20 protein-coding genes and 2 tRNA genes are annotated in these 26,355 nt (G+C 70.0%); 12 read left to right on the top strand and 10 right to left on the bottom strand.

Annotated elements, in window-relative coordinates; genetic code table 11:
• Positions 1-399: 399 nt before the first annotated feature.
• The 4 genes from ACFV9G_RS17470 to ACFV9G_RS17455 all read right to left on the bottom strand — a co-directional run bounded on the left by ACFV9G_RS17470 (position 400) and on the right by ACFV9G_RS17455 (position 3,027).
• Positions 400-475: transfer RNA gene (locus ACFV9G_RS17470), tRNA-Lys, on the bottom strand.
• Positions 476-558: 83 nt separating this feature from the next.
• Complete coding sequence (locus tag ACFV9G_RS17465; RefSeq protein ID WP_378728760.1) at positions 559-2,133, bottom strand: phytoene desaturase family protein; 1,575 nt, start codon at positions 2,131-2,133, stop codon at positions 559-561.
• Between the two features lie 10 nt (positions 2,134-2,143).
• Positions 2,144-2,566 (bottom strand): hypothetical protein, encoded by a 423-nt coding sequence (locus ACFV9G_RS17460; RefSeq protein WP_378728758.1) that lies wholly within the window; start codon positions 2,564-2,566, stop codon positions 2,144-2,146.
• Positions 2,563-3,027, bottom strand: a complete 465-nt coding sequence (locus ACFV9G_RS17455; RefSeq protein WP_378728757.1) for a MarR family winged helix-turn-helix transcriptional regulator — start codon at positions 3,025-3,027, stop codon at positions 2,563-2,565. The genes ACFV9G_RS17460 and ACFV9G_RS17455 overlap by 4 nt, the downstream gene beginning before the upstream one ends.
• 76 nt (positions 3,028-3,103) lie before the next feature.
• On the opposite strand from ACFV9G_RS17455, the gene ACFV9G_RS17450 reads away from it, so the two are divergent.
• The 3 genes from ACFV9G_RS17450 (at position 3,104) to ACFV9G_RS17440 (ending at position 7,226) form a co-directional block, all read left to right on the top strand.
• Entirely contained in the window at positions 3,104-3,484 is a 381-nt protein-coding gene (locus ACFV9G_RS17450; RefSeq protein WP_378728756.1) for an MmcQ/YjbR family DNA-binding protein, read from the top strand.
• A 285-nt stretch (positions 3,485-3,769) separates the two neighbouring features.
• Positions 3,770-4,354 (top strand): hypothetical protein, encoded by a 585-nt coding sequence (locus ACFV9G_RS17445; protein WP_378728755.1) that lies wholly within the window; start codon positions 3,770-3,772, stop codon positions 4,352-4,354.
• A gap of 133 nt (positions 4,355-4,487) precedes the next feature.
• Positions 4,488-7,226 (top strand): BTAD domain-containing putative transcriptional regulator, encoded by a 2,739-nt coding sequence (locus tag ACFV9G_RS17440; RefSeq protein ID WP_378728754.1) that lies wholly within the window; start codon positions 4,488-4,490, stop codon positions 7,224-7,226.
• A gap of 8 nt (positions 7,227-7,234) precedes the next feature.
• On the opposite strand, the gene ACFV9G_RS17435 is transcribed toward ACFV9G_RS17440, so the two are convergent.
• Positions 7,235-8,860: a long-chain fatty acid--CoA ligase gene (locus tag ACFV9G_RS17435; RefSeq protein WP_378728753.1), complete on the bottom strand. Its 1,626-nt coding sequence runs from the start codon at positions 8,858-8,860 to the stop codon at positions 7,235-7,237.
• Between the two features lie 115 nt (positions 8,861-8,975).
• On the opposite strand from ACFV9G_RS17435, the gene ACFV9G_RS17430 reads away from it, so the two are divergent.
• Positions 8,976-10,040, top strand: a complete 1,065-nt coding sequence (locus tag ACFV9G_RS17430; protein ID WP_378728752.1) for a DUF1152 domain-containing protein — start codon at positions 8,976-8,978, stop codon at positions 10,038-10,040.
• Between the two features lie 123 nt (positions 10,041-10,163).
• Here the strand turns inward: ACFV9G_RS17430 and ACFV9G_RS17425 are convergent, their stop codons facing one another.
• Positions 10,164-11,594 (bottom strand): PLP-dependent aminotransferase family protein, encoded by a 1,431-nt coding sequence (locus ACFV9G_RS17425; protein ID WP_378728751.1) that lies wholly within the window; start codon positions 11,592-11,594, stop codon positions 10,164-10,166.
• Between the two features lie 78 nt (positions 11,595-11,672).
• On the opposite strand from ACFV9G_RS17425, the gene ACFV9G_RS17420 reads away from it, so the two are divergent.
• Positions 11,673-12,296 carry a YitT family protein gene (locus ACFV9G_RS17420; protein ID WP_378728750.1) on the top strand — a complete coding sequence of 208 codons (624 nt, stop codon included), beginning with the start codon at positions 11,673-11,675 and terminating at the stop codon, positions 12,294-12,296.
• Between the two features lie 22 nt (positions 12,297-12,318).
• Here ACFV9G_RS17420 and ACFV9G_RS17415 read toward each other — a convergent pair.
• Positions 12,319-12,395: transfer RNA gene (locus tag ACFV9G_RS17415), tRNA-Arg, on the bottom strand.
• 467 nt (positions 12,396-12,862) lie between these two features.
• On the opposite strand from ACFV9G_RS17415, the gene ACFV9G_RS17410 reads away from it, so the two are divergent.
• Positions 12,863-14,644: a hypothetical protein gene (locus ACFV9G_RS17410; RefSeq protein WP_378728749.1), complete on the top strand. Its 1,782-nt coding sequence runs from the start codon at positions 12,863-12,865 to the stop codon at positions 14,642-14,644.
• 7 nt (positions 14,645-14,651) lie between these two features.
• Here ACFV9G_RS17410 and ACFV9G_RS17405 read toward each other — a convergent pair whose 3' ends face one another.
• Together ACFV9G_RS17405 and ACFV9G_RS17400 are read right to left on the bottom strand one after the other, a co-directional pair.
• Complete coding sequence (locus tag ACFV9G_RS17405) at positions 14,652-15,527, bottom strand: N-acetylmuramoyl-L-alanine amidase (RefSeq protein ID WP_378728748.1); 876 nt, start codon at positions 15,525-15,527, stop codon at positions 14,652-14,654.
• Positions 15,528-15,553: 26 nt separating this feature from the next.
• Entirely contained in the window at positions 15,554-16,978 is a 1,425-nt protein-coding gene (locus ACFV9G_RS17400; protein ID WP_378728747.1) for an aminopeptidase P family protein, read from the bottom strand.
• Positions 16,979-17,102: 124 nt separating this feature from the next.
• Between ACFV9G_RS17400 and ACFV9G_RS17395 the strand changes: the two genes are divergently transcribed.
• From ACFV9G_RS17395 to ettA, 5 genes are all read left to right on the top strand, one after another.
• Positions 17,103-18,269: a PrsW family intramembrane metalloprotease gene (locus ACFV9G_RS17395; RefSeq protein ID WP_378728746.1), complete on the top strand. Its 1,167-nt coding sequence runs from the start codon at positions 17,103-17,105 to the stop codon at positions 18,267-18,269.
• Positions 18,266-20,116, top strand: coding sequence for a dynamin family protein (locus ACFV9G_RS17390; protein WP_378728745.1), 1,851 nt, complete (start codon positions 18,266-18,268; stop codon positions 20,114-20,116). Before ACFV9G_RS17395 ends, ACFV9G_RS17390 begins: the two co-directional genes overlap by 4 nt.
• Positions 20,117-20,158: 42 nt before the next feature.
• On the top strand, positions 20,159-21,811 hold the full coding sequence (locus ACFV9G_RS17385) for a GTP-binding protein (protein ID WP_378728744.1): 1,653 nt from the start codon (positions 20,159-20,161) through the stop codon (positions 21,809-21,811).
• Positions 21,812-21,959: 148 nt separating this feature from the next.
• Entirely contained in the window at positions 21,960-22,487 is a 528-nt protein-coding gene (locus ACFV9G_RS17380) for a single-stranded DNA-binding protein (RefSeq protein ID WP_378728743.1), read from the top strand.
• A gap of 59 nt (positions 22,488-22,546) precedes the next feature.
• Positions 22,547-24,229 (top strand): energy-dependent translational throttle protein EttA, encoded by a 1,683-nt coding sequence (ettA, locus tag ACFV9G_RS17375; RefSeq protein WP_378728741.1) that lies wholly within the window; start codon positions 22,547-22,549, stop codon positions 24,227-24,229.
• A 53-nt stretch (positions 24,230-24,282) separates the two neighbouring features.
• On the opposite strand, the gene ACFV9G_RS17370 is transcribed toward ettA, so the two are convergent.
• Complete coding sequence (locus ACFV9G_RS17370; RefSeq protein ID WP_378728740.1) at positions 24,283-25,608, bottom strand: MFS transporter; 1,326 nt, start codon at positions 25,606-25,608, stop codon at positions 24,283-24,285.
• 227 nt (positions 25,609-25,835) lie between these two features.
• On the opposite strand from ACFV9G_RS17370, the gene ACFV9G_RS17365 reads away from it, so the two are divergent.
• Positions 25,836-26,315 (top strand): MarR family winged helix-turn-helix transcriptional regulator, encoded by a 480-nt coding sequence (locus ACFV9G_RS17365; protein ID WP_378728739.1) that lies wholly within the window; start codon positions 25,836-25,838, stop codon positions 26,313-26,315.
• Positions 26,316-26,355: the final 40 nt, after the last annotated feature.

Genomic DNA, 26,355 nt, shown 5'->3' with positions numbered 1-26,355 from the left:
GCGCTGGGGGCTGTGCGAGTGGCTAGGGCCGGCGAGCCAAACGGATGCGCTGGCGCGTGTGACGGGCTTCGAGCCTGTGGCGGATCTGACCGCTTGTGCGAGCTCGAGGCGTTTGCTCCGTGACGGTGGGCAGCTCTCGTGTTGGGGCTGGACAAGAGCGATGGTCGCCACGGAGCTCGTTTGGGCGAGCGAGGTCTACGGCTCGGGTCTCGACGCCGTGCACACGTTCGGGCTCTCGGATGCGGACGGCGCGACGCTACTGCGTTCGGTGCAGCGGAAGCTCCGGCGATCTGCTGTGCTGACGCGATCGGCGTTGTAGCCGCCATTCCTTACGCTCGGATGGCAAGGGCTTGAAATGCAAGAAACTCCCGACCGTTTGTGCTGGTCAGGAGCCTTGTTTGGTACGCCATGTAGGACTTGAACCTACAACCCGCTGATTAAGAGTCAGCTGCTCTACCAATTGAGCTAATGGCGCATGTCTTGGAGCCCGTCAGGCGCGCTCGGCGACGAGAGGAACATTAGCAGCGGGCGCGGATGCGGCCCAAATCGAGGAGGGGGTCAGCGGAGCTCGAGGACCGCCTGGGCGGCGTTGTGGCCGCCCAGGCCGGAGACGGCACCGCCGCGCACGGCGCCCGAGCCGCACACGAGCACGGTGCCGAGGTCGGTGGCGACGCCCCAGCGGGCGGCAGGGGTGGTCAGGTCGGCGTCGTCGGGGGCCCAGGGCCAGGCGAGGTCGCCGTGGAAGATGTGGCCGCCGGGCATGGCGAGGTCGGCCTCGATCTCCTGAGGGATCTTGGCCTCGATGCACGGCTCGCCATCCGCGGTGCGGGCGACGACGGAGGAGATCGGGTCGAGCAGGTGGCGGTCCAGGGAGGCGATGGCACGCTCGACGGCCTGCTCCTTGCGCTCCGAACGCGTGGCGGGGTCCTCGAAGAGGGTCGCCGGGGCGTGCAGGCCGAAGTAGGTGAGGGTCTGGGTGCCGGGCGGGACGTCGCCGAGGATCGACGGGTCGGTCAGCGAGTGGCAGTAGACCTCGCCCGGCATCTCGGTGGGGACCGAGCCGGCGGCTGCCTCGGCGTACGCCCTCTCGAGCTCCGAGTAGGACTCGCCGAGGTGGAGCGTGCCGGCGAAGGCCACCTCGGGGTCCTCGCCGGAGCGCAGCCGGGGCAGGCGGGAGAGGAGCATGTTGATCTTGAGCTGGGCGCCCACCGGCTTGGCCGCGGCCGCAGGGTGGCCGAGGAGGCCGTCGAGGACGTACGGGGCCACGCCGGAGAGCACGTAGTCGGCGGCCACGGTGTGGGAGCCGGAGGCGTCGGTCCAGGTGACCTCGGCGCCCTCGCCGACGGCCCCGCCGCTGATCGAGGTGACGGTCGCGCTCGTGACGACCTCCGCCCCGGCGGCGTACGCGGCCTTGGTGATCGCTCCGGTGACCGCGCCCATCCCGCCGATCGGGACCCGCCACTCGCCGGTGCCGTTGCCGATCAGGTGGTAGAGGAAGCAGCGGTTCTGGATCAGGCTCGCCTCGCCCAGGCCGGCGAAGGTGCCGATGAGGGCGTCGGTGGCGACCACGCCGCGGACCAGGTCGTTGGCGAAGCGGCGCTCGACCGCCTCCCCGAGCGGCCGCTCGACGATGTCACGCCAGATCGGCGCCCCCACCTCCGAGCGGATCGCCGCACCCGTGGGCAGCGGGGACGTGAGGGTCGGCGCCACGACCTGCGCGAGCTCGCCGACCTCGGAGTAGAACGACTGCCACGCGGCGTACTCCTCGTCCGACCCGGTCACCGCACGGAAGCTCGCCGCGGTGGCCTCGCCCTCGGGGGTCTCCACGAGGAGGCCGGTGGCGCGGGAGCCGTCGAGGAAGGGGGAGTACGACGCGGTCTGCCGCGACGCGAGCTCGATGTCGAGCCCGAGGTCGGTGCGGATCTGCTCGGGGAGCAGCGAGACGAGGTAGGAGTAGCGCGAGAGCCGGGTCGGGAAGCCCTCGAAGGCCTGCGCCGAGATCGCCGCGCCGCCGACGTGGTCGAGCCGCTCGAGCACCAGGACCGAGAGGCCCGCCCGGCCCAGATAGGCGGCGGCGGTGAGGCCGTTGTGTCCGCCGCCGGCTACCACTACGTCGTATCTCTCCTGCGCCATGCCCTGCATCCTAGGAGGCGGCCAAGGCGGCGTTCGCGCGTTCGGTGAGGGTGGCCAGGACGCGCGCGGTCGCGGCGACGTCCTCGGGTGGGAGGTCGGCGAAGAACGTCTTGGTCAGCGGCTGCGTACGCGCCACGATCTCCTCCTGGACGCGGGCGCCCTCCGCGGTCAGCGTGAGACCGTCCGCGACCAGCCCGCGCGCGATCGCCGCGTCGAGATGGGACTCGACCTCGGCCGCGGAGACCTTGATGTTGTCGGCGGTCGAGGCGACGAGATCGGCGCGCGTGGCTTCGCCCCGGTGCAGGTAGTTGAGCAGGAGCGACTGCTCGAAGGTCAGGTCGTAGTCGTCGAGCAGGTCGAGGAGGTTCTTGCGGATCGCGAAGTAGGCGAGGCCCAGGTTGGCGCCGGTGAGCGGGGGCGCTGCGGTGGTCATGATCGGTCTCCAGGTGTGGGGTCGGTGTCGATGGGGGCGGTGAGCATCGCCTCGAGCGCTGCTTGCGCCTCGGCGGCACGGCGGCTGTTGCGCCCGCCGAGCGGTGCGGTGAGCTGGTCGAGCAGCCGGCCGGTCACCGCGATCGCCTCGCGGGTCACCTCGGTGCCCTCGGGCGTGATGGCGAGACGTACGGCTCGGGTGTCCTTCGCGTCGCGGACGCGCTCGATCCAGCCCTTCGTCTCGAGCTGACGGGCGAGCTTGGAGACGTACATCGGCTCCAGACCGGTGAGGTCGGCCAGCTGCTTCTGGGTCGGGGCCTCCGCGGCGCGGAGGCCGTAGAGGGAGGCGATGAGCGAGTACTGCGCGTGGGTGAGGCCCAGGGGCGCGAGGGCTCTGTCCATCGACACCCGCAGACGCATGGCGAGGCGCCACACGACGTGTCCGATCGTCTGCTTCTTCATGCCAGAAACCATACATGTTGATCGTAAACATGTATAGCAATTAGAAGTGTCGGCGGTCCCTGGCAGGATCGGAGGCATGGCTGAGCGTCCAGAGGTTCCCGAGGCGATGGTGGCGCGGCTGAGGGAGATCCTCGGCGCGTTCCCGAAGTGCCTCGAGGACGACGCCTGGGTGGGGGTGCGCTGGCGGGTCGGCCAGGCGACGATCGCACACGTCTTCGGTGGCGAGGACCAGCTCTTCCGGATCGTGTTCCGCGGTGAGCCCGACGAGGTGGTGGCCTTCGAGCACCTCGGCCCTCCGTACTTCAAGGCCGGCTGGGGTGGCAACGTGGTCGGGATGATTCTCGACGACGACACCGACTGGGACGAGGTCGCCGAGCTCTTGACCGACTCTTACTGCATCCAGGCTCCGGCCAAGCTGGCCGGTCTCGTCGAGCGTCCTTCGGTGGCGACCGAGTAGGGTCCGCCCAGGGCGCGACCGGCGCCGACAAGGGTGGCGCGCGCGAGGGCTGTGGGCGGCGTACGCCTGATCAACAAGCTTTCGCTGGTCACGCCCTGGTTTTCTCGTGGTGCCGGTGGTCCCGGTGGTCGTCCACTACTTCGTGCTGTGGAAATAGTCTCGAAGAGTTGGACCCGGATTGGGACCTTAGACCCTAGGCCGATTGCTTGGACTCCGGCATGTTGCCATGGTAAATCAGGGGGAACAATTTCCTTTCCAGTGCAACAAATTTCATAAGGAGTGCGAGTGCGTCGCATGGCCATGCTGGTCCTCGGGGGAGTCGTTGCGGCGGCCGGGGTCGGTTGCGGTTCGGACAGTTCCATCGACAACGGGTTCTACAGCAACAACCACCGCGAGAACCCCGCGATGGAGAAGAAGGTGATCACCGTCGACAGCACCGAGAGGATCGAGCAGAACCAGCAGCTCGGGCTGACGACTGAGGGGACCATCAAGGGCGAAGCACCGGGGATCCTGTTGAGGGTGATCGTGCACGACGTCTTCGAGACGTCCTTCACGGACGGCACCGAGACCCCGCCGGGGTCGCGGGTGATGGCCGTCGAGATCCAGGTCGTCAACGCCGGGTCGAGGGTCTTCAACGACAGCCCTGCCACCGGCACGACGGTCATCGACGCCTCGGGCAAGAAGTACAAGAGCCTGCCCAGCACGGTGACGGTCGACGGCGGCGAGGTGTTCCCGAACCCGTTCGGGCTGCAGCCGCGTGACCAGCGGACGGCCCTGGTGCCGTTCGTCGTCCCGGTCGGGGTGAACATCAAGCAGGTCGGGTTCCAGATCGACAAGGGCGGCGAGAGCGGCCTGTGGCGGGTTCCGTAGTACAGAAGCCCTAAATCTGGATTCAGCACCAACCTCCAGGCAACCTTCTGGCGGCATTACGCGTCACCATCTCTGTGGTGATGAGACGATGTTTCTTCTCGGACGTAATGCTGCGTGGTCAACAGGAGGTGTGGTGCGGGTCCGGGTCCTAGGTGCCGTCGAGCTGATCTGTGACGACGGCACGGTGCAGAAGCTGTCGCGTACGCGACGGACTCTGCTCGCCCTGCTCGCGGCCGGCCGTGGAGCGCCGGTCTCCTCCGACCTCCTGGTCGACGAGCTGTGGAGAGGTTCACCCCCGGCGACGGGGGTGAACCTGCTTCACCAGCGCGTCCGTGATCTGCGCCGGGCGCTCGGCGAGGATCGCCGCCAGCTGCAGAGCCGGGCCAACGGCTATGCGCTGGTCGGGGCGGACATCGACCAGGCCCGCTTCGAGGACCTGATGGACCAGGGCCGCGCCTCGGCCGAGACCGGGGAGCACGAGCGGGCCAGCATGCTCTTCGACGCTGCCCTCGGGCTGTGGACCGGAGGTGCGTACGGCGCGGTCGGTGAGTCGCCGATGATCGCGACCGAGGCCGCCCGGCTCGACGAGCTGCGATTGGTCGCCGTCGAGTCCCGCGCCGCCGCCGACCTGGCGCTCGGCCGGCAGGCCGCCGTCGTGGCTGATCTGGGTCCGGTCGTCCGGGCCAACCCGCTCCGCGAGGGCCTGTGGCTGCTGCTGATGACGGCGCTGTGGCATTCCGGCCGCACGGCCGAGGCCCTGGACGCCTACCAGCGCCTCTTCCGTGTCCTCCGCGACGAGCTCGGGGTCGAGCCCTCCAAGGACGTACGCGACCTGCAGTTGCGGATCATCGAGGGAGACGATCCCGAGCCCGCGCCGGCCCGGACGTACGAGGAGATCGTGCCGCGCCAGCTGCCGCCGGTCGTCGCCGCCTTCGCCGGCCGCGAGGACCATCTGACGGCGCTGGACGATCTGGTGGCGAACGGGGGCGACGGCGAGGGCGGTCGGTCCGTCGTGATCTCGGCGATCGCGGGCACGGCGGGGATCGGCAAGACGACGCTGGCGCTCTACTGGGCGCACCGGACCACGTCCCGCTTCCCGGACGGCCAGGTGTTCGTGAACCTGCGCGGCTTCGACCCGTGCGACGCGCTCGACCCGTTGGACGCGCTCGGGGTGGTGCTCGAGGCGTTCGGGGTGGAGCGCTCGCGTCAACCCCAGGACATCGACGGCCGTGCGGGGCTGCTGCGCAGCAAGCTCGCCGGCAAGCGGGTGCTGCTCGTGCTCGACAACGCCCGCGACAGCGAGCAGGTCCGCAGCCTGATTCCCGGCAGCCCGGGCTGTGTGACCCTGGTGACCAGCCGAAACAGGCTCTCCGGCCTGGTCGCGGAGGCCGGTGCGAGACCGATGGAGCTGGGTCTGCTCGACGACGAGGAGGCCTATGAGCTGCTGGCCGGGCGGCTCGGCGAGGACCGCCTGCTGGCCGAGCCGGAGGCCGTGGAGCGGATCATCGAGCTGTGCGCCTCGTTGCCGCTGACGCTCTCGGTCGTGGCCGCCCGGGCGGCGGTCCGGCCGGCCCACTCCCTCGCCGACCTGGCCGAGGAACTCGGCGAGTCCCGCCTGGACGGGTTCGGCGGCGGACGGGGTGACCTCCGGGCGACCTTCTCGTGGTCGGTCCAGCACCTGTCCGATGCCGCGGCCGGGCTGTTCCGGCTGATCGGCCTGCACCCCGGGCCGACCTTCACCGTCCTGGCCGCGGCCAGCCTGGCCGGGATCTCCCGGGTGCGGGCCCGGCGCCTGCTCGACGAGCTCACCGAGGCCAACCTGCTGACCGAGTGCGCGCCCGGCCGGTTCACGCTGCACGACCTGCTCCGGGAGTACGCAGCCGACCTCGCCACCGGCGAGCCCGCGGAGGCCCGCGAGGCGGCCGAGCTGCGGATGATCGACCACTACGTCTTCAGCGCCCGGGTGGTGCACAGCGCCTACGACCCCCACCAGCGCCACCTCGATGCGCTGGAGCCGATGCGCGACGGGGTCACCCCTGAGGTCATCGGCGACAGCGTCGAGGCGCTGGCCTGGATCGGCACCCAGCTGCCGGTGATCTCCCGAGTGATCGAGGTCGCCGTCGCTCGGGGACTCGCACCCGATCGGATCGTGCTGCTCGTCGGTGCCCTCGAGCGTCTGCTCGATCTCCAGGGACGCTGGATCGAGCTCGCCGCGCTGGCCGAGACCGCGCTCCCGGGTGTGCGCCGCAGCGTCTCCCAGGGCGGCGACCCCGCCGGGCTCGGCGTCATCCACCGCGCCGCCGGGGCAGCCTGCGGGCGGCTCGGGCGGGTCGAGGACGCCCTCGATCACCTTGGCCGGGCCCTCGACCTGGCGACGGAGTCCGCCGACCTGGTGGGGGAGGGAAAGAGCCTGCACCGGCTGGCCACCGTGGCGACGGCCTCCGGCGATCATGCTGGGGCAGCTGCGTACGCGGCTCGGTCGGCGGAGGTCTTCGCTCGCGCGGGAGACCCGATCCGGGCGGCCTGGACGACCGGGCGACTGGGTCTCTACGAGGCCCTCGACGGTGCGTACGAGGCCGGGCTCGGTCACTGCGAGGCGGCGCTCGCCGAGCTGCGCCGGGTGGCACCGGGCTATCGCAGCGAGGGCAACGTCATCGCCACCATCGGCTGGATCCACCAGCAGCTCGGCTCGGTCGACGAGGCGGCGGGCCACTTCGAGGAGGCCGTGACCAAGCTCCGCGCCGCCGGTGACCTGCCCGGCCTGGCCGACGCGCTCGGCCATCTCGCCGAAGCCCGCGCCGCCCTCGGCAAGGACGAGGACGCCCGCTGCGCGAGGGCCGAGTCCGCCTCGATCCTCGCGCAGCTGGGCTGACCGTTCCGCTATGCGGTGGGCAGCTTGTAGTCGGCGTACTCCTCGCGCAGGGTCTTCTTGGAGAACTTCCCGACCGAGGTCTTGGGCACCTCGTCGATGAAGACCACGTCGTCGGGCACCTGCCACTTGCCCAGGTTGTCGGCCAGGTAGCCGAGCAGCTCCTCCTTGGTCACCGACTCGCCGTCCTTGACCACCGCGAAGGCCAGCGGCCGCTCACCCCACTTCGGGTGCGGCACCGCGACGACCGCCGCCTCGGCGATGCTCGGGTGGCCCATGATGAGGTTCTCGATCGCGACGGTCGAGATCCACTCGCCACCGGACTTCACCAGGTCCTTGGTGCGGTCGACGATGCGTACGTAGCCCAGCGGCTCGATCGCCGCGATGTCACCGGTGCGCAGCCAGCCGTCGGGGGAGAAGGAGCCCGGCGCGTCGACCTTGTAGTAGCCCGACGCGATCCACGGGCCGCGGCACTCGAGCTCGCCGGTCGTCTCGCCGTCCCAGGGGAGCTCGTCGGTGGTCCCGGGCTCCACGATGCGGAGCTCGACGCCGACGGCAGGGATGCCCGGCGACGTACGGAAGTCGGCCTTCTCCTCCTCGGAGAGGTCGGCGATCTCGGCGCGCTCGTTGAACACGCTGCCGAGCGGCGACATCTCGGTCATGCCCCAGGCCTGGGTAATCGGCAGGCCGATCGCCTCGCGCCAGGCCTCCGAGAGCGACTTCGGCACCGCCGAGCCGCCGCAGACGACGACGCGCAGCGAGGACAGGTCGGCGTCCTTCAGGAGCGGGACCATGCCCATCCAGATCGTGGGTACGCCGGCCGCGATCGTCACCTTCTCGGCCTCGAGGAGCTTGATGATGCCGGCCGGCGAGAGGTCGGGACCGGGCAGGATCAGGTTGGCGCCGGCCAGCAGGGAGGAGTGGGCGAAGCCCCAGCCGTTGGCGTGGAAGAACGGCACCACCGGAAGCACGCGGTCGCGGTCGTTGGTGCCGAAGAGAGTGCCGGCCAGGGAGGCCAGTGCGTGCAGGTACTGCGAGCGATGGGTGTAGACGACGCCCTTCGGGTTGCCGGTGGTGCCGGAGGTGTAGCAGATCCCGGCAGCGGTGCGCTCGTCGGTGACCCGGCCCTCGATCACCGCCTCCTCGGCGTCGGCCATCAGCTCCTCGTAGGAGACGACCCGCGGGTCGTCGGGCAGCGGGGTCGGCACCCCGTCGTCCATCACGACGATGTGCTTGAGCGTGGTCAGCTGGGGGAGAAGCGGAGCCAGCAGGCCGAGCAGCGACCGGTCCACGAAGACGGCCTCGTCCTCGGCATGGTTGAAGGTGTAGACGAGCTGCTCGGGGAAGTAGCGGATGTTGCCGGTGTGCAGCACCCGGCCGGTGCAGGGGACGGAGTAGTAGAGCGCGAGGTGGCGCAGGGTGTTCCACGCGAAGCTCGCCACCCGGCCGTCCTCGGAGATGCCGAGCCGGTCGAGGACGCCGGCCTGCTTGCGCACCTCGGTGGCCAGGTCCTTGAACGTGTGGCGATCCAGACCTGTGGCGGTCTTGGTGACGATCTCCCGCGTCGGGAAGACGCGCTCGGCGCGCCGGATGATCGTGTCGATGGTCAGCGGTGCGTCCTGGATCAGTCCTTGCATGCTGCACATCGTGACCCAACGTGGCGCAGGTCACAACGAGTTCCCGCGAACTTCTTGACAGACGATGCGGCCGACCAGGTGGCGCCCCGGGTGCCGAGCGGTCAGAATCGACTGCGTGAGCACTCTCTTCGTCGCGGCCGGTGGTGGGGGTGATGCGCTCGGCGTGCTCCTGGCGCGTCAGGTCCTGGAACCCGAGCTGGACGATGGTGAAGTGTTCGTGTCGACCTGCGCCTGGGAGCGGCTCCGCATCGACCCGGTGCCCGGCCCGCGCTCGCGGGGCGACTTCATCGGGCTCCGCCTGGTCGAGGGCGTCCGTGCGGAGATATCGACCACGACCGACACCCTTCCTCCGGGCAGGTCCGTGCTGCCGCGGCTCGCCGGCGACCTGGACGCGCGCCTCTTCCTGCACGATCTCGCGGATGGTGCGATCGGGCTGGCCCAGCAGCTCCAGCATCTCGCTCGGGCCCTGGGCGCCGACTCGCTCACGGTCGTCGATGTCGGTGGTGATGTGGTCGCTCGGGGAGACGAGCCGGGTCTGCTGAGCCCGTTGGCCGACTCGCTCACGCTGGCGGCGGCGTTGCGCAGCGGCCTTCCCGTGCGGCTCGCCGTCGTCGGACCGGGTGTGGACGGGGAGCTTCCGGCCGAGCAGGTGATCGCCATCCTCGGCGGGCTCGGCGGGACCCACGTGGGGACGCTGGGGACCGCGGACGTGAACAGGGTCGGCGACTCGCTCGGCTGGCATCCCACCGAGGCGACGACGCTGGCCGCAGCAGCCGCGCGCGGACTTCGAGGCGCCGTGGAGATGAGGCGAGGACAGACACCCGTCCCGGTGAGCGAGGCGAGTGCCACCGTGTGGCGCCTCGACGTGGTCCAGACGCACGACTTCCCGCTCGCCGAGGCGCTGATCGAAACCCGCTCCCTGGGGAGCGCCGAGACGATCATCCGCGGCATCACGGTCGACGAGCTCGACTACGAGCGGCGACGGGCCCGGGAACGTCGCGAGATCCCGCCGCGAACCGTGACTGCTGCCGACATCGCCAACGCGAGCCTTGCCCGGGGTGCCTCGCACATCACCACCCGCCGGCTTCTGGAGGCGACCAGCGGGGACGTACCCAGCTACGAGTCGGCACGCTTCGACGGGCTCGGGCTGTGGGCTCTGGAGGCTCTCGCCCGGGGCTGAGCCGGGCTGTGTCGGGTGCAGCGGGTCGGATCTCGACCCGCGGTCGCGGCTTCGCAAGCTCAGCCGCGCGCTCGCTCGATCTCTTCGCGTCGCGACTCTGCTCGTACCTCGCAGGGTCGCGGCTCAGACGACGGCCTCGGAGGTAGTGAGGGCCAGGGCGGGGGTGGAGGCGGCGCGGGGCCAGACCTCGGCGAGGATCTCGACTCCGCGCCGGACGAGCTCGGGCCGGGGCGTGATCGCCAGCCGCAGGTGACGCTCGTAGGCGCCGTCGACCCCGAACCGTGGCCCGGCGGTGACGAGCAGTCCGTGCGGTCTGGCGGCGAGGGTGAGCTGGGAGCTGACCGGCGCGGGCAGGCCGACCCACGCGGAGAGACCGCCGTCGATCCGCGGCGGGAGCTCCCAGTCGGGAAGGTGCTCGCGCATCGAGTGGTAGAGCGCGGCACGGCCCGCGGCGAGCTGTGCGGCGCGCTCCTCGAGGATCTCGGGCAGATGCCTGAACAGGATCGTGGTGACGAGCTGCTCCCAGATCGGGGTGCCGAGGTCGGTGGCCGAGCGTCCGCTGGCGATCTGGGTCAGCAGCACCGGGTCGGCGCGGATCCAGCCGATCCGCAGCCCGCCCCACAGCATCTTGCTCGCCGAACCGATGTGGACGACGCGGGCCTGGTGCTCGCCGGCCATCGAGGCCAGCGGCGGGTACGTATGAGGACGGTCGATGTTCAGCTCGGCGGTGGTGTCGTCGGCCACGAGGAGGGTGTCGACCTTCGCGGCGGCGTGCAGCAGACGGAGCCGGTCCTCGGTCGACATCGAGCGAGACGTCGGGTTGTGGAAGTCGGGCATGACGTACGCCATCACGGGGGTGGTCCGGGCGATGGCCGCCTCCATCGCGGACATGTCCCAGCCGGCGTCGGTGGTCACCGGGCTCGTGATGATCCGGGCGCCGGCGAGGCTCAGGGCGTCGTACGCATTGGGGTAGGACGGGCTCTCGGCGAAGGCCCGGTCGCCGCGGCTGATCACGGTGCGGGCGAGCAGGGCGATCGCGCTCTGGCCGCCGGTGGTCACCATGATCTGGTCGGGATCGGTCGGTAGACCGCGATCGGTGTAGCGCGCCGCGATCTCGGCGCGGAGCTCCTCGATGCCCCACAGCGTGTAGCCGGGGCCGGTCATGTGGTCGGCCAGCCGCCGGGTCGCCTCGACCGCGGCCTCCGGGAGCCGCCGGGTGGCCGGCAGGGTGGCCCGGACCAGGTCGATCTCGCCGCCCTCGGTGAACGAGTCGGGTGCGGTGGGTGGCAGCTTCGTCGTCGTACCCGAACCCTGCACGCTCAGCGCGTAGCCGTGCTCCCGCAGGCGCCGGTAGGCGGCCGTGATCGTGGTGCGGCTCAGCATCAGCCGCTCGGAGAGCTCGCGCTCGGAGGGCAGGCGGATGTCGGCGGAGAGCCGTCCGTCGATCAGCAGCAGCTGGATCCGTTCGGCGAGGTTCTCGTACGCCGGGCCCTCTCCTTGCCACTGACCGAGCAGGCCAGCGAGCGCAGTGGCACCGATTCTTCCGCGAGGCATGAGGCCACCTTACGCCAATTGGCTCCTTTACCTTCGATTGGACCCGTGATTGGCTTTGCCATCGTGAAGGATCTCTCTGTGAAGTCGCTCTCCTGGTTGATAACTGGACTCTTCCTCTACGGCATCGCACTCGCCATGCTCGTGCAGGGCTCGCTGGGCCTGGCGCCCTGGAACACGCTGGCATCGGGACTCGTCGAGATCACCGGGATCTCCTTCGGGATGATGACCAACCTGATCGGGCTCGTCGTCCTGCTGCTCTGGATTCCGCTGCGCCAGCGGCCCGGCGTCGGCACTGTGATGAACGTCCTGCTCGTCGGTACCTCGGCGGAGATCGGCCTCTGGTTGCTCCCGCAGCCGTCGGGCCTGGTGGCTCAGGTCGCGCTCTTCACCGGTGGCCTGCTCCTGCTGGCCGCGGCCACCGGGATCTACATCGCGCCCGGCCTCGGGCCGGGGCCGCGCGACGGCTTGATGACCGGCCTGCACGAGCGCACCGGCGCCCCGGTCTGGCTCTGCCGTGCGGGCGTCGAGATCACTGTGCTGGCGGCCGGTTGGCTCCTCGGCGGCCTGGTCGGCATCGGCACGGTCGCCGAGGCGCTGCTCATCGGTCCGATGGTGCACCGCACCTTGCCGTTCTTCCGGACCGTGTACGCCGGGAGGTCGGCCGCCGCGGCGGTCGGTGCCGAAACACGCGCGAGTGCATGATTTAACCCACACAGATTTCCGGTGGCGCCCCCGACAGGATTCGAACCTGTGACCGTCGGATTAGAAGGCCGATGCTCTATCCAGCTGAGCTACGGAGGCGTGGCCTTCGTGAGCACCCCGCTGAAGGGGGTTTGCGCAGGCCGCGCACGATCTTACCGGTGCCCGTATCCCCTGTGTGCATCGGAATCCGAAACGCTGACCGGAGTGTTACCAAGGTGTGGGGGGTATTTGGGTGCACTGTCCCCGCACTGTCGACCTGGGTGTCCGATTGGCGGACCACGAGGGTTCGAGACTGGACGCGATCATCGGTAAGGTCCCCGGACATGACTATGGAGTCCATGTGCACCTCGTGCGGTGCAGCCGTCACCGGTATGCGCTTCTGCACAGGTTGTGGGACCCCCGTCAGAAGCGCTCATCAGCCGCCGTCGCAGGGTGCACCGGAGCCGGTCGCACCGCCGCGTCTGCCGCAGCGGGGTGCCGATCCTGAGCAGGGTGGTCTGTCGTTGCCGAGGCGTGGGCAGGTTTCCGCCACACCCGCGCCAGAGGCCGACACGAAGCCGGCCCCGTTGCCGCTCGAGCAGGTCAGGCGTACGCCGGGGGCCTCGATGGCGCCTCAGCTGAACATGTCCGCGCCCAGCGGTGAGCAGCCTGCCTTCGGTGGTGGCATGGCCCCGCCGCCGGCAGAGTCGGATGGTGGTGGCCTGTTCGGGCTGGCGGCGCGTACGCCGAAGTTCGAGCCGGAGCTCGCTTCCCAGTCGCAGTCGCTCTTCCTGCCCAAGCGCAAGCGCGTCGCGGAGGAGCCCGAGCCGACCCCGGCGCCGGATCCTGAGCCCGAGGTGCGGGCGGTCGCCCCGGCGCCGCTCCCGGACCTCCCGACGCGGCCGCCGGTGCAGGAGCGCGCGCCCGAGCCGCCCGCCCCCGCCCCCGCGCCGCAGATGCCGGAGCCGCAGGCGCCGCAGACCCCGGAGCCGATGGCTGTGCCTCCGCTGCCCGAGCGTCCGGCCGCGGCGTACCACCAGAGTGCGGAGCACCCGACCTTCGTCGAGCCCGCGCCGCAGTTCGGTGGCCCCGGCCCCGAGCCGACGTATGAGCCGACGTATGAGCCGGCCTATGAGCCGGCCTACGAGGCGACCCACGAGGCGATGCCGCCGGTGGATCGACAGGCTCAGGACAGCACCCAGGTCGCGATGAGCCCTCGGTTCGACGCCGTCGACGAGGAGGCAGCCGGAGGCACCCGTCCGCGTGACGAGTTCGAGCAGTTCGCGCCGCCGCAGCCGCAGTTCGACGCCCCGGCGCCCGAGTCGCGCTACGACGACGGCCAGCCCGATCTCGGCCAGCCTGATCTCGTCCAGCAGGCCCCGACGTACGGCGACCCCGCCTACGCTCCGCTCGCGCCGCAGCTCGAGCCGGACCAGGCGCAGTGGTCGCAGGGCTACGACCAGCCCTATGGCCAGCCCCATGACCAGCCGTACGGCCAGGGGCCCGACCAGGGCTACGACCAGGCGTACGAGCAGCCCTACGGGCAGCCGCAGGACCGGTCCCAGGACGAGTTCAGCCAGCCGTACGGTGACCCCTACGGCCAGAACGCCTACACCGACGCCACCCTCGTGGGGCAGCCGCCGGTCAGCGGTGGGCCCACCACCCCGGCCCCGCCGCCGATGGCGCCGCAGGGCTACGACCCGTACGGGAACGGCTACGACGCCCGCTACGAGCCGCAGCGCGGTCAGGGCGGTCAGGGCAAGGGACCTGGTGGTCTCGATCTGAAGCGCTGGGGCCTGATCGTGCTCGCGCTGGCCGTCGTGGTCGCGATCATCGCCTTCGTCATCGGGCTGATCAACAGCAACGACGACGCCAACGCCGAGACCGGCACCACCCAGGGCGCCACCACGACCGAGGGCGGTGCCGCGGCCGAGGCCAAGAAGATCGACGACCTCATCAAGACCTCGGCCAAGGACAAGGCGGCCATCGGCGCCGCTCAGGCCGACCTCGAGGCGTGCGAGAACATCGATGAGGCGATCCAGACCTTCCAGGACGCCGCGACGTCCCGCGAGAAGCTGGCTGCGAAGGTCGCCAAGATCGACACCGCCGTCCTCCCGGGGTCGCGGAAGCTCGTCAAGAACCTCGAGTCCGCGTGGATGACCTCGCAGAACGCCGACCTGGCCTTCGCAGCCTGGGGCGAGAAGCGCAAGGTCAACGCCGACGGCGAGTGCGTGGGCGGCAAGGGGAAGCTGGAGAAGGCGACCACGCTCAGCCTGGCCAGCCACGATCCGAAGAAGGCGGCCGCCAAGGCGTGGGGGCCGATCGCGGAGGAGTACGGCTACAAGTCCGTCGAGTGGACGAAGCTCTGAGCTGAGCTCAGCGTGAGCGGAGGTACGCCGCCATCGCCCGTTTGATGGCGGCGGCCGTCCGCGCCTGGAACCGGTCGGATTTCAGCAGCCGCGCGTCCTCGGCGTTGCGCATGTTGCCGGTCTCCAGCAGCACCTGCGGCACCGTGGTCAGGTTGAGACCGGCCAGGTCGTCGCGCTCCACGAAACCGCCTTCACCGAGGTAGTCGGCCAGCGGCATCCCCGTCTTCCACATCTCGGTGCGAAGCATCCGGGCGTAGCGTCGCGAGGGCTCGACGACCTCGTCGTTGGTGCCCGAGGGCACCGGGATCAGCAGCGAGTAGCCCCGCTCGGACGCGGCCGCCCCGTCGGCGTGGATGTCGATCGCGACGTCGGCCTTCGCGTCGTTGATGGTCTTCGCCCGCTCGTCGATGCAGGGCCCGACCCCCTCGTTGCTGCCGCGGGTCATGACCACCTTCGCCCCGGACTCGCGCAGGTCGGCGGCGAGCTTCTGGGCCACCGCCCAGGTGAAGTCGGTCTCCGGGTAGCCGTCGTCGGTCGCCGTGCCGGTCGTGTTGCATGGGCTCTGCGACCGTCCGTTCCACACCGGCTCGTTGATCACCTCCGGGGCGCCGGCATTGCCACCGTTGTGGCCCGGGTCGATCCCGACCACGGCTCCCTTGAAGATGTCGTCCGCTCCGCTCGACGCGGAGGTGGGGGCGGAGGCGGAGGGAGACGTCGTGGTTGATGGTGAGGCGGCGGGCTGCTGCCGTGGCGTACGTCCTGGGCTGCAGGCCATCAGGGCCGAAGCCAGGGCGAGGCTGCCCACGACCGCGGCCGCTGACCGAGGCACCTCGGTGAGCAGTCGCTGCCCTCGTGGAACTCCACGAAGGAAGCGTCGCTCCACCGAGTTACCTCGGTCAGCATCCAAAGTCACAGATGCTGACCCATCCACGCTTCGACGTCGTCGGCCGTACGCGGCAGGCCGGCGGAGAGGTTCACGGAGCCGTCCTTGGTGACGACGATGTCGTCCTCGATGCGGATGCCGATGCCGCGCAGCTCCTCGGGAACGAGCTTGTCCTCCTTCTGGAAGTAGAGGCCCGGCTCGACGGTGAGCACCATGCCCTCCTGCAGCGGTCCCTCGATGTAGGTCTCCTTCGACGCCGAAGCGCAGTCGTGGACGTCGAGGCCGAGCATGTGGGAGACGCCGTGGAGGGTCCAGCGGGAGTAGGTCTTGTTGTCCTCGGAGAGCGCCTCGTCGACGGACACGGGGAGCAGCCCCAGGTCGTCCAGCCCATGAGCGAGGATCTCCATGGCGGCGAAGTGGCCGGCCCGGAAGGTCACGCCCGGGCGGATCGCCTCGATGCCGGCCTGCTGGGCCTTGTAGACGAGCTCGTAGAGGTTGCGCTGGAGCGGCGTGAACTTCCCGGAGATGGGGAGGGTGCGGGTGATGTCGGCGGTGTAGAGGTTGTGGCCCTCGACGCCCATGTCGAGCAGCACCAGCTCACCGGGGACGATCGGGCCGTCGTTGTCGATCCAGTGCAGCGTGGTGGCGTGGGACCCGCCGCCGACGATCGAGTCGTAGCCGAGGTCGTTGCCCTCCGCGCGGGCGCGGCGGAAGAAGGTGCCCTCGATCCAGCGCTCGCCGTGCTTCAGGACCTGGTCCCACTCGCGCACCGCGTCGGTGAAGCCGCGCACGGTGATGTCGCAGGCCTCCTTGAGCTCGCCGAGCTCCCACTCGTCCTTGATCAGGCGCAGCTCGGAGAGCGCCTTGGCGAACTCCTCGTCGCGGGATGCCTCGGCCGGCGCGACCAGCTTGTCGACGTCGGCCGACACGCCGCGGTGCACCCGGGTCGGGGTCGAGCCGGCCAGGTCGGACTCGAGCTGGTCGACGTGGCGTACCTCGATGCCCAGGGAGTCGGAGAGCTCCCGGGCAGAGGGACGCGCACCGGCCCAGAGCGCGCCGTACTGACGGTCGCGGAAGAACTCGTCGGTGTCGCGACCGCTGCGCGGGCGGGCGTACAGGACCGAGGAGCCGTCGGGCTCGATCACGACGACCGCGTCGGAGGTCTGGTTGCCGGTCAGGTGCACGTGCGCGGTGTCGGCGCGGAAGCGGTAGTCGGTGTCGTTGGCGCGGACCTTGTAGGTGCCGGCCGGGACGACCAGGCGCTCACCAGGGAAGATGCCCGAGAGGCGCTCGCGGCGGGCGGCCGCCCACGGGGTGATCGGATGCTCGGGAACCTCGACCTCGCGGTCGTCCCAGCCCTCTCTCATGAACTTCGACCATGCCTCCGGAACCGTCTGGTCGTGGCTCTCGGTGTGGTCGTCTGCAGGAGTGGGGGCGCCGTTGTCCGTCATACCGGAATCGTACGCCGCGCCGGATCTGCAACGCTCGTGAGTTCCCAGGCCACGCGGGTGGCGAGGACGTCTCGATCGGTGTCTGGTCGCGCGTGCGGTCCGCTTGCCCGATAGTCTGGCGCGCATGGGGGCGATCCCGAAGGATCCGACAAGAGGCAACCGCACGTTCACCATCGTGGTGGGCGTGCTTGTCGTGCTGACCTCTTTGCCGGTTCTCGGCATCGTCCTGCTGAGCACCAGCGTCGTCGATGACCATCTTGCTCCGACCGGCGCGATCCTGGGAGTGCTCTTCGCGGCCATCCCGGTGGTGCCGCTGGTCTATGCCTTCCTGTGGCTGGACCGCTACGAACCCGAGCCGAAGTCGCTGCTCGCGCTCGGCCTGGGGTGGGGCGCCTTCGTCGCGGTCGCCGCCGCGCTGATCGTGCAGAGCGTCGGGGCGCTGCTCGCCGGATGGAGCCAGCCGACCCAGCTCGCGATCGTGGCTCCGGTCACCGAGGAGGCGGCCAAGGGGCTGTTCCTCTTCGTGCTGCTGGTCTGGCGCCGCCACCTCCTCGACGGGGTGCTCGACGGGATCGTCTACGCCGGCATGGTCGGCATCGGCTTCGCCTTCACCGAGAACATCCTCTACCTGGGCGGCACCTACAACGGCACGCCCGGCATGGGCGACAGCTCCGCGGGACACATCGGTGAGTTCACCGCCGTCTTCGTGATGCGCTGCCTGTTCAGCCCCTTCGCGCACCCGCTCTTCACCGCCTTCACCGGCATCGGCATCGGCATCGCGGTGGTGACGCGCAAGCGCTGGCTGAAGGTCGTGGCGCCGCTGCTGGGCTTCGGCATCGCGGTGCTCGCCCACGGCACCTGGAACGGTTCGACGCTGCTCTATGACGGGGCCGGTTTCCTGCTGGCGTACGTCGTGGTGATGGTGCCCGCGTTCGTCTCGATGGTGGTCTTCGCGGTCTGGCGGCGAAAGTCCGAGCGGATCGTGCTGACCCGGTCGCTGACCGACGCCGCCCAACGCGGGCTGATCCCCTACACCGACGTCGGCTGGGTGGTCGATCTGCGGCGCCGGGAGCAGGCGCGGAGGTTCGCGTCGACCCACGGAGGGGCTCAGGGGGTTGCGGCCATGCGTGAATACCAGCAGGCTGCCATCGAGCTCGGATACTTGCACTGGCGATTCCTGCGCGGCAACCCGCCGCCAGACTTCGCCGCCCGGGGGAGGGCATACGTTGACCGCATCAGTGAGGTACGTCCACACATCGCGTTCCCGAGCGGGCAGGTGATGACCGGATGAGTGAAGAAAACACAGACGACACCGCTCCGGAGACCCGGCCGGCGGCCTACGAGGCGCTGACGGCGGGGATGCTCGCGGAGAAGCCGACCACCGAGTTCGAGGCCGTTCGGGCCGAGATCGAGGCGTCCGGCGGCGAGAGCAACCGGATGGTGACCTCGCTCATCCAGCTCCACCAGGCGCTGACCGAGGTCACCCTGCCGCTGGACCTGCCCGGCATCGACGAGCAGCGGGCGGCCAGGCAGAACATGGTCGAGCAGCTCGAGGACTACGTCATCCCGCGGATGATGACCATCGACGCGCCGCTCCTCGCGGTCGTCGGCGGCTCCACGGGCGCCGGCAAGTCGACGCTGGTGAACTCGCTGGTCGGCACCAAGGTGACCACGCCGGGCCTGTTGCGGCCGACGACCCGCTCGCCGGTCCTGGTGCACAACCCCGAGGACGGCCGCTGGTTCGGCCAGGACCGCCTGCTCCCCGAGCTGGAGCGGGTCAACCACCCGACCAACGACCCCGGTGCGCTGCAGCTGGTCGCCAGCGACCGGCTCCACCCCGGCCTGGCGATTCTGGACGCGCCCGACGTCGACTCGGTCGAAGAGGCCAACCGGGTGCTCGCGGCCGAGCTGCTCGCCGCGGCCGACCTGTGGGTCTTCGTCACCTCGGCCGCGCGCTACGCGGACCAGGTGCCGTGGGAGTTCCTCCAGCTCGCCGCCAACCGCTCCACCGCGGTCGCGGTGGTGCTCGACCGCACTCCGACCGAGGCCGTCCAGACCGTCGCCGGCCACCTGGCCCGGATGCTCGCCTCGCGCGGGCTCAAGGACTCACCGCTCTTCATCGTCCACGAGGGCGAGGTCTCCGAGCACGGGCTGCTGCCGGCCGAGCACGTCGCCGAGGTGCGGGCCTGGCTCGACATGCTCGCCGACGACGCCACCGCGCGGCACCAGGTCGTCACCCAGACCCTCGACGGTGCGGTGCGGGCGCTGACCCTGGAGGTCCACCCGATCGCCGACACCGCGGACGGTCAGGGAGAGGCCGCGCAGCGGCTGCGTACCGATGCGGACATGGCCTACGACGAGGCGCTCAAGGCGATCATGGCGGCGACCGCCGACGGCACGCTGCTGCGCGGCGAGGTGCTCGCGCGCTGGCAGGAGTTCGTCGGGACCGGGGAGCTCCTCAAGGCGCTGGAGACGCGGGTCGGGATGCTCCGCGACAAGATCCTCGGCTCGATCAAGGGCAAGCCGCAGCAGGCCGAACGGGTGACCGCGGCCGTGCAGGGCGGCCTGGAGATGCTGATCCTCGAACAGTGCGAGGCGGCTGCCGAGAGGGCGGAGGCGGCCTGGCAGATGAGTCCCGCGGGCCGCGGGCTGCTCGAAGCCGGCCCCGCCGACCTCGGCCGAGCCTCGCGTGCGCTGCGGCCCAGGGCCGAGCGTGCGGTGCGCGACTGGCAGCAGGACGTGCTCGACATGGTGCGCAGCGAGGGCCAGGACAAACGTACGACCGCGAAGTTCCTCTCCTACGGGGTCAACGGCCTCGGCGTCGCGCTGATGGTGGTCGTCTTCGCCTCGACCGGCGGAGCGCTCGTCGGTGCCGAGGTGGGCATCGCCGGTGGCACGCTCCTGCTCGGCCAGAAGCTGCTGGAAGCGGTCTTCGGCGACCAGGCCGTGCGCGGGCTCGCGTCCAGGGCGCGCAAGTCGCTGGAGGTACGCATCGTGGGTCTCGTCGATGAGGAGCGTGCGCGCTACACGGGTCAGGTCGACGCGCTGCAGATCGACCATGGCGCACCCGAGCGACTGCGGCACGCTGCGCGGAAGGTCGGCGACGCTCGTTTCGCCAGCCAGCGCGGCGATGACTGAGACTTGTCACGCTGTGCCTGATCAAGATGCGAAGGGGGACCATTGAGCGGCCTGCTCGAAGGTGCGAAGAACCTGGTCAGCCGAGGTGGAGACCTCGGTGATCGGCTGGACGGACTGACCGCTGCGACCGTGGCGGCGACGGGGCGCCTCGACGACGGACTCGTCGAGGACGCGCGCACCGTGGTCAACAAGGCCCAGGGACGCCTCAAGCTCTCCGCCGACCACACGGTCGTCGGGGTCGCGGGGGCGACCGGGTCGGGCAAGTCGTCCACGTTCAACGCCCTGACCGGGCTGGAGCTCTCCGCCGTCGGTGTCCGGCGGCCGACCACCTCCTGGGCGACCGCCTGCGTGTGGGGTTCGGAGGGCGCTCAGGAGCTGCTCGAGTGGCTGGGCATCCCGGAGCGTCACCAGACCACCCGCGACTCGATGCTCGACACCCGCCGTGAGGGGCACGAGCTCGACGGCGTGGTGCTGCTGGACCTGCCCGACCACGACTCCACCGAGGTCTCCCACCATCTCGAGGTCGACCGGCTGGTCGAGCTCGCCGACATGCTGGTGTGGGTGCTCGACCCGCAGAAGTACGCCGATGCGGCCATCCACGACCGCTATCTGCAGCCGCTCCGGACCCACTCCGAGATCATGGTCGTGGTGCTCAACCACATCGACCGCGTTCCCGAGGACCGTCGTGAGTCGATGCTGGGTGACGTACGCCGCCTGCTCGACCAGGACGGGCTGCGCAACGTCCCGGTGATCCCGGTCTCGGCCAAGCTCGGCTGGGGGATCCCGCAGCTCAAGACCGAGATCGCCCAGCGGGCAGCGGCGAAGCGGGCCAACAAGTCCCGGCTCTCGGCCGACATCAAGACCGCCGCCGTGAAGCTCGCCAAGGCGTCCGGCGACGCCAAGCCGCGCTCCCTGGCCAAGCCCCGGGTGGAGGCCCTCGAGGACGCCATCTCCGAGGCTGCCGGGGTGCCGACCGTGGTGGACGCGGTCGAGAGGTCCGTACGCACCCGGGCTCGTGCGGCCACCGGCTGGCCGCTGGTCTCGTGGGTCTCCCGGCTTCGGCCCGATCCCCTGAAGCGGCTGCACCTCTCCCTCGGGGAGGAGGCGACCCAGCTGGCCGGGCGCGCCCGGACCTCGCTGCCGCAGACCACCGCCGTCGAGCGGGCGCGGGTCGACACCGAGGTGCGTCAGCTGGCCGACGAGGCCGGCGCCGGGCTCGCCTCGCCGTGGCGAGACGCGATCCGGCGGGCATCGGTATCGCGGATGGACGACCTCGCCGACAGGCTCGACGCCTCGGTCGGCGGAGTCGACCTGAACGCAGAGCGGCTGCCGCTGTGGACCGGGCTGGTCAAGGCGCTCCAGTGGCTCCTCATCGTCCTCGCCACCGTCGGGCTGGTGTGGTCGGTGGCGCTGCTTCTCTCCGGAGCTGCTCAGCTCGGCGACGTGACGCCGTCTGTGGCCGGGGTCGAGCTGCCTTACGTCCTCTTCCTCGGGGGTGTCGGGCTCGGACTGGTGCTGTGGGCCGTGTGTCACCTGTTGGTGATCACCACCGCACGACGGCGGGCGCGCTCGGCCGATGCGCGGCTGCGTACGGCGGTCGCCGACGTCTCCCGCGAGCTCGTCGTCGACCCGATCGAGACCGAGCTGGCGGCCTACACCGCCCTTCGGCACGGGGTGGCCAAAGCGCTGCGCTGACCGGTTGGCGGGCCGATCACTGTCCACAGGGACGGTTCGATCCGGGGTTGTCCACAGGCGGACGTACGCCGCCCGGAAACTGTCGGTGGTCGAGCGCAGGGTTGTCTCCGAGGCCCGCATCAGGCGGGCGAACACTGAGGAGACAACGATGAACAACTCGATCATCACCCTGCGCGGCAACGTCGGCGCCGACCCCGTCGTGCGAAGCGTCGGTGAGGTCTCGGTGGCGAACTTCCGGATCGCGTGCACGCCGCGGAAGCTCAACCGGTCCACTGGTGAGTGGAGCGACGGCGTCACGCAATGGTTCTCGGTGAGCGCCTGGCGGCAGCTGGGGGAGAACGTCGGGCGCTCGCTGCGCAAGGGCGACCCTGTCGTCGTCCAGGGGCGGCTGTCGGCGCGCAGCTACGTCAACAAGGACGGGCTCGAGGTCAACACCTTCGAGGTCGAGGCCAACGTGGTCGGCCACGACCTCAACCGCGGCATGTCCAGCATCTCGCGCAACCCGCGTACGTTGGCCGCGGTCGCCGCGCCTGCCTCCGAGCCTCGCGAGGACGATCCCGAGCGGGACCCGATCTCCGACTGGCGTGCCCCGGGCGCCGACCCGTGGGACCAGAAGCCGGCGACCCCCGACGATGGCGAGGCTCCCGCCGAGACAGAGGCGTCCGTGGCGGCCTGAGGTGAGCCGGGCGTGCGCCGGTTGTACCGGCGTGCCCCGACCTCATTAGGGTGGAGCCCATGGCCGACTACATCCTCTCCCTGCGCAATGTGCGCAAGGCCCACGGCGACAAGGTCGTCCTCGACAACGTCACCCTCTCGTTCCTGCACGGTGCCAAGATCGGCGTCGTCGGCCCGAACGGCATGGGTAAGTCCTCGCTGCTCAAGCTGATGGCCGGGCTCGACCACCCGAACAACGGCGACATCGTCCGTGACCAGGACGCGACCGTCGGGATGCTCCAGCAGGAGCCGCCGCTGACCGAGGGCAAGACCGTCCTCGAGAACGTCGAGGAGGCGGTCGGCGAGATCAAGACGAAGATGAAGCGCCTCGAGGACGCCTACATGGAGATGGGTGACCCCGACGCCGACCAGGACGCCCTGATGGCCGAGACCGGCGACCTCCAGACCTACCTGGACAACATCAACGCCTGGGACATCGACTCCAAGCTGGAGCAGGCGATGGACGCGCTGCGCTGCCCTCCGGGCGACGCGATCGTCGACAACCTCTCCGGTGGTGAGCGCCGCCGGGTCGCGCTGTGCAAGCTCCTCCTGCAGGAGCCCGACCTGCTGCTGCTCGACGAGCCCACCAACCACCTCGACGCCGAGTCGGTGCAGTGGCTGGAGGGTCACCTCAAGTCCTACAAGGGTGCCGTCCTGGCGGTCACCCACGACCGTTACTTCCTCGACAACGTCGCCGAGTGGATCGCCGAGGTCGACCGCGGCTCGATCCACGGCTACGAGGGCAACTACTCCACCTACCTGGAGACCAAGAAGGACCGTCTCAAGGTCGAGGGGCAGAAGGACGCCAAGCGCGCCAGGATGCTCGAGAAGGAGCTGGAGTGGGTCCGCTCCAACGCCAAGGCCCGCCAGACCAAGTCGAAGTCGCGTCTGGCCCGCTACGAGGAGCTCGCCGCCGAGGCCGACAAGGCCCGCAAGATCGACACCGCCGACATCAACATCCCGCCGGGCCCGCGCCTGGGTGACGTGGTGATGGAGGCCAAGGGCCTGGTCAAGGGCTTCGAAGGCCGCACCCTGTGGGACGACATCTCGTTCTCCCTCCCGCGCGCGGGCATCGTCGGCATCGTCGGCCCCAACGGTGTCGGCAAGACCACGCTGTTCCGGATGATCACCGGCTCCGAGAAGCCCGACGCGGGTGAGCTCAACGTCGGCCAGACGGTGAAGATCTCCTACGTCGACCAGAGCCGCGGCGGCATCGACCCCAACAAGAACGTCTGGGAGGTCGTCTCCGACGGCCTGGACTTCATCAAGGTCGCCAACTTCGAGATGAACTCGCGGGCCTACGTCGCCTCCTTCGGCTTCAAGGGCCCCGACCAGCAGAAGAAGGCCGGCGTGCTCTCCGGTGGTGAGCGCAACCGCCTCAACCTCGCGCTCACCCTGAAGCAGGGCGGCAACATGCTGCTGCTCGACGAGCCCACCAACGACCTCGACGTCGAGACCCTCTCCTCGCTGGAGGACGCGCTGCTCGACTTCCCCGGCTGCGCCGTGGTCACCTCCCACGACCGGTGGTTCCTCGACCGCATCGCCACCCACATCCTCGCCTGGGAGGGCACCGAGGAGAAGGAGGGTGAGTGGTTCTGGTTCGAGGGCAACTTCGAGTCCTACGAGGCCAACAAGATCGAGCGCCTCGGCCAGGAGGCCGCCCGCCCCCACCGTGTCACCCACCGTCGCCTCACCCGCGACTGATCAACCGCGCCGAGTCGGCGCGTTCTGACCGAAACCCACGCCGAGTCGGCTCATTATGACGAGCCGACTCGGCCGGTTTCTGCGTCAGGATGAGCCGACTCGGCGATCAGGGCGGGACGTACGCCGTTCACGGCAGGGGTGATCCGGCGTTCGAGGCGCATCGAGCCGGCGACGATGCCGACACAGCCGACCACCATCAGCGCGATGAACGCCGTCGACTGGCCGTGCTCGAGCAGGAACCCGGCCAGGATCGGGCCGATGATCGCCCCGGTCTGGAACGAGGCGGAGTTGATCGCGTTGTAGCGCCCGCGCAGATGGTCGGGGGCCATGTCGTTGGTCAGGGCGGGGTAGGCCGACTGCATCAGCGTCTCGCCGAGGGCGAAGAACAGCCCCTGGAAGGCGACCACGCCGACGATCGCGGCGACGGAGCCCGGCACCAGGCCGGTCGCCCCGAACACCACCCAGGCGAGGGCCCAGATCACCGCGGTCGCGATGAGCACCCGGGTGCGCCGCTTGCCGCTGACCCGGTTCATCACCCAGAACTGGGCGAGCACGATCACCGCGCAGTTCACCACGAAGGCGAAGCCGACCACCCGGGTCGAGACCTCGGAGATCTGGCGCGAGTAGGCCGGGAACCCGCTCTCGATCTGGCCGTAGCCCAGGGTCGAGAGCAGCACCCCGATCACCACCAGCCAGATGACCTCGGGACGGCGCAGGATCGTGGCGTACGACGCGGTCGCGTCGGGCTCGTCGGCGGCAGGGCGGGCGGCACGGCCGTGCAGATGACGCAGCGGGCCGAGCAGGACCAGGGCCGGGATCGTGAAGGTGGCGGCGTTGGCGAGGAAGGCGTAGGTGAACGTCTCGGGCCGGGTCACGTCGATGAAGAGCCCGCCGATGACGCCGCCGACGCCGATACCGAGGTTGATCAGCGCGAAGTTCACCCCGTAGTAGCGCTGCCGCAGCTCACCCTCGACCACGGTGGCGACCAGGGCGTTGGCGGCCGGCCACGACACCCCGGCCTGGACGCCCAGCAGGCACAACGCCGCACCGGCGAGCACCGGGGTGGTGGCGAAGGCGAGCATGACGTCACCGGCGATCGCGCAGACCAGGCCGCCGAGGATGACGGGGCGGGCTCCGTACCTGTCGATCAGGCTGCCCGCCGGGCCGGTGACCACGAAGCCGACGATGGCGATCAGGCCCATCAGGGTGCCGGCGAGGCCGAGGTCGAAGCCGCGTACCTCGTGCAGGTAGATGATCGTGAACGGCAGCGTCATGCCGCGACCGAGGAGCTGGATGGCAACCGTCGACAGGAGCCAGCGGCCCTCGCGTGGAAGTGCGGCTATGAAGTCACGGAGACCGAGAGCAGGGGGAGTCGACACCGCACAATCTTCGCCTTTACCCGGAGCCGTGGCGAATTGTTTCTCCGGCCCGCAGCACCTCGGGTCGAGCAGGTTGCCGGGCTAAGGTCCCGGCCGATTCTGCCGTTGGTCCCGGCGATTTCGGGGCTCTCGTCCCGGGTGTGCATCGAACCTTCGGTGACAACTCCCCGCCGTTAAAGGGTCCCAGTGCGTGGAACAGCGCGCAGAGAGGTCTAACGTAATGCCCCGTGGGTGATGAGACTCGGTGGCTGGACGAAGAGCAACAGCGCTCGTGGCGTGCGCTGATGATGGGGATGACCCTGCTCGATGACCGCCTGGACGCAGATCTACGCTCGCGTTTCGACATCTCGCTCCCGGAGTACGAGATCCTCGTACGCCTCTCCGAGAACGACGGTGCCATGCGGATGGCTCAGCTCGCCGACTCCCTGGCCCACTCGCGCTCCCGGATCACGCACACGATCACCCGGATGGAGCGCGCCGGGATCGTCGAACGCCGCAACTCCGCCGACGACGGCCGCGGTGTCGTCGCCACTCTCAGCGACCGCGGCTTCGAGCTGCTGCGCGAAGCCGCGCCGGTCCACGTCACCGGCGTACGTGACTACCTCATCGATCTGGTCAGCGAGGAAGACTTCGCTGCCCTGGGACGGGTGATGAACGCCGTCTCCGACCACCTCATCAGCGACCGCCCCGGCATCGAGATGCGCTGAAACCCGCCGAGGCGGCGCGTTAGAACGCGCCGACTCGGCG

This window comes from Nocardioides sp. NPDC059952, from assembly GCF_042730435.1.
Classification (GTDB): domain Bacteria; phylum Actinomycetota; class Actinomycetes; order Propionibacteriales; family Nocardioidaceae; genus Nocardioides.
The sequence above is the reverse complement of the archived record's forward strand: the minus strand, read 5'-3'. Positions and strand labels throughout refer to the sequence as shown.

Bases quoted from the DNA above. Each gene is read 5' to 3' on its own strand.
- ACFV9G_RS17465 (WP_378728760.1), bottom strand. From the start codon at position 2,133: ATGGCGCAGGAGAGATACGACGTAGTGGTAGCCGGCGGCGGACACAAC.
- ACFV9G_RS17460 (WP_378728758.1), bottom strand. From the start codon at position 2,566: ATGACCACCGCAGCGCCCCCGCTCACCGGCGCCAACCTGGGCCTCGCC.
- ACFV9G_RS17455 (WP_378728757.1), bottom strand. From the start codon at position 3,027: ATGAAGAAGCAGACGATCGGACACGTCGTGTGGCGCCTCGCCATGCGT.
- ACFV9G_RS17450 (WP_378728756.1), top strand. From the start codon at position 3,104: ATGGCTGAGCGTCCAGAGGTTCCCGAGGCGATGGTGGCGCGGCTGAGG.
- ACFV9G_RS17435 (WP_378728753.1), bottom strand. From the start codon at position 8,860: ATGCAAGGACTGATCCAGGACGCACCGCTGACCATCGACACGATCATC.
- ACFV9G_RS17425 (WP_378728751.1), bottom strand. From the start codon at position 11,594: ATGCCTCGCGGAAGAATCGGTGCCACTGCGCTCGCTGGCCTGCTCGGT.
- ACFV9G_RS17400 (WP_378728747.1), bottom strand. From the start codon at position 16,978: ATGACGGACAACGGCGCCCCCACTCCTGCAGACGACCACACCGAGAGC.
- ACFV9G_RS17395 (WP_378728746.1), top strand. From the start codon at position 17,103: ATGGGGGCGATCCCGAAGGATCCGACAAGAGGCAACCGCACGTTCACC.
- ACFV9G_RS17390 (WP_378728745.1), top strand. From the start codon at position 18,266: ATGAGTGAAGAAAACACAGACGACACCGCTCCGGAGACCCGGCCGGCG.
- ACFV9G_RS17380 (WP_378728743.1), top strand. From the start codon at position 21,960: ATGAACAACTCGATCATCACCCTGCGCGGCAACGTCGGCGCCGACCCC.
- ettA (WP_378728741.1), top strand. From the start codon at position 22,547: ATGGCCGACTACATCCTCTCCCTGCGCAATGTGCGCAAGGCCCACGGC.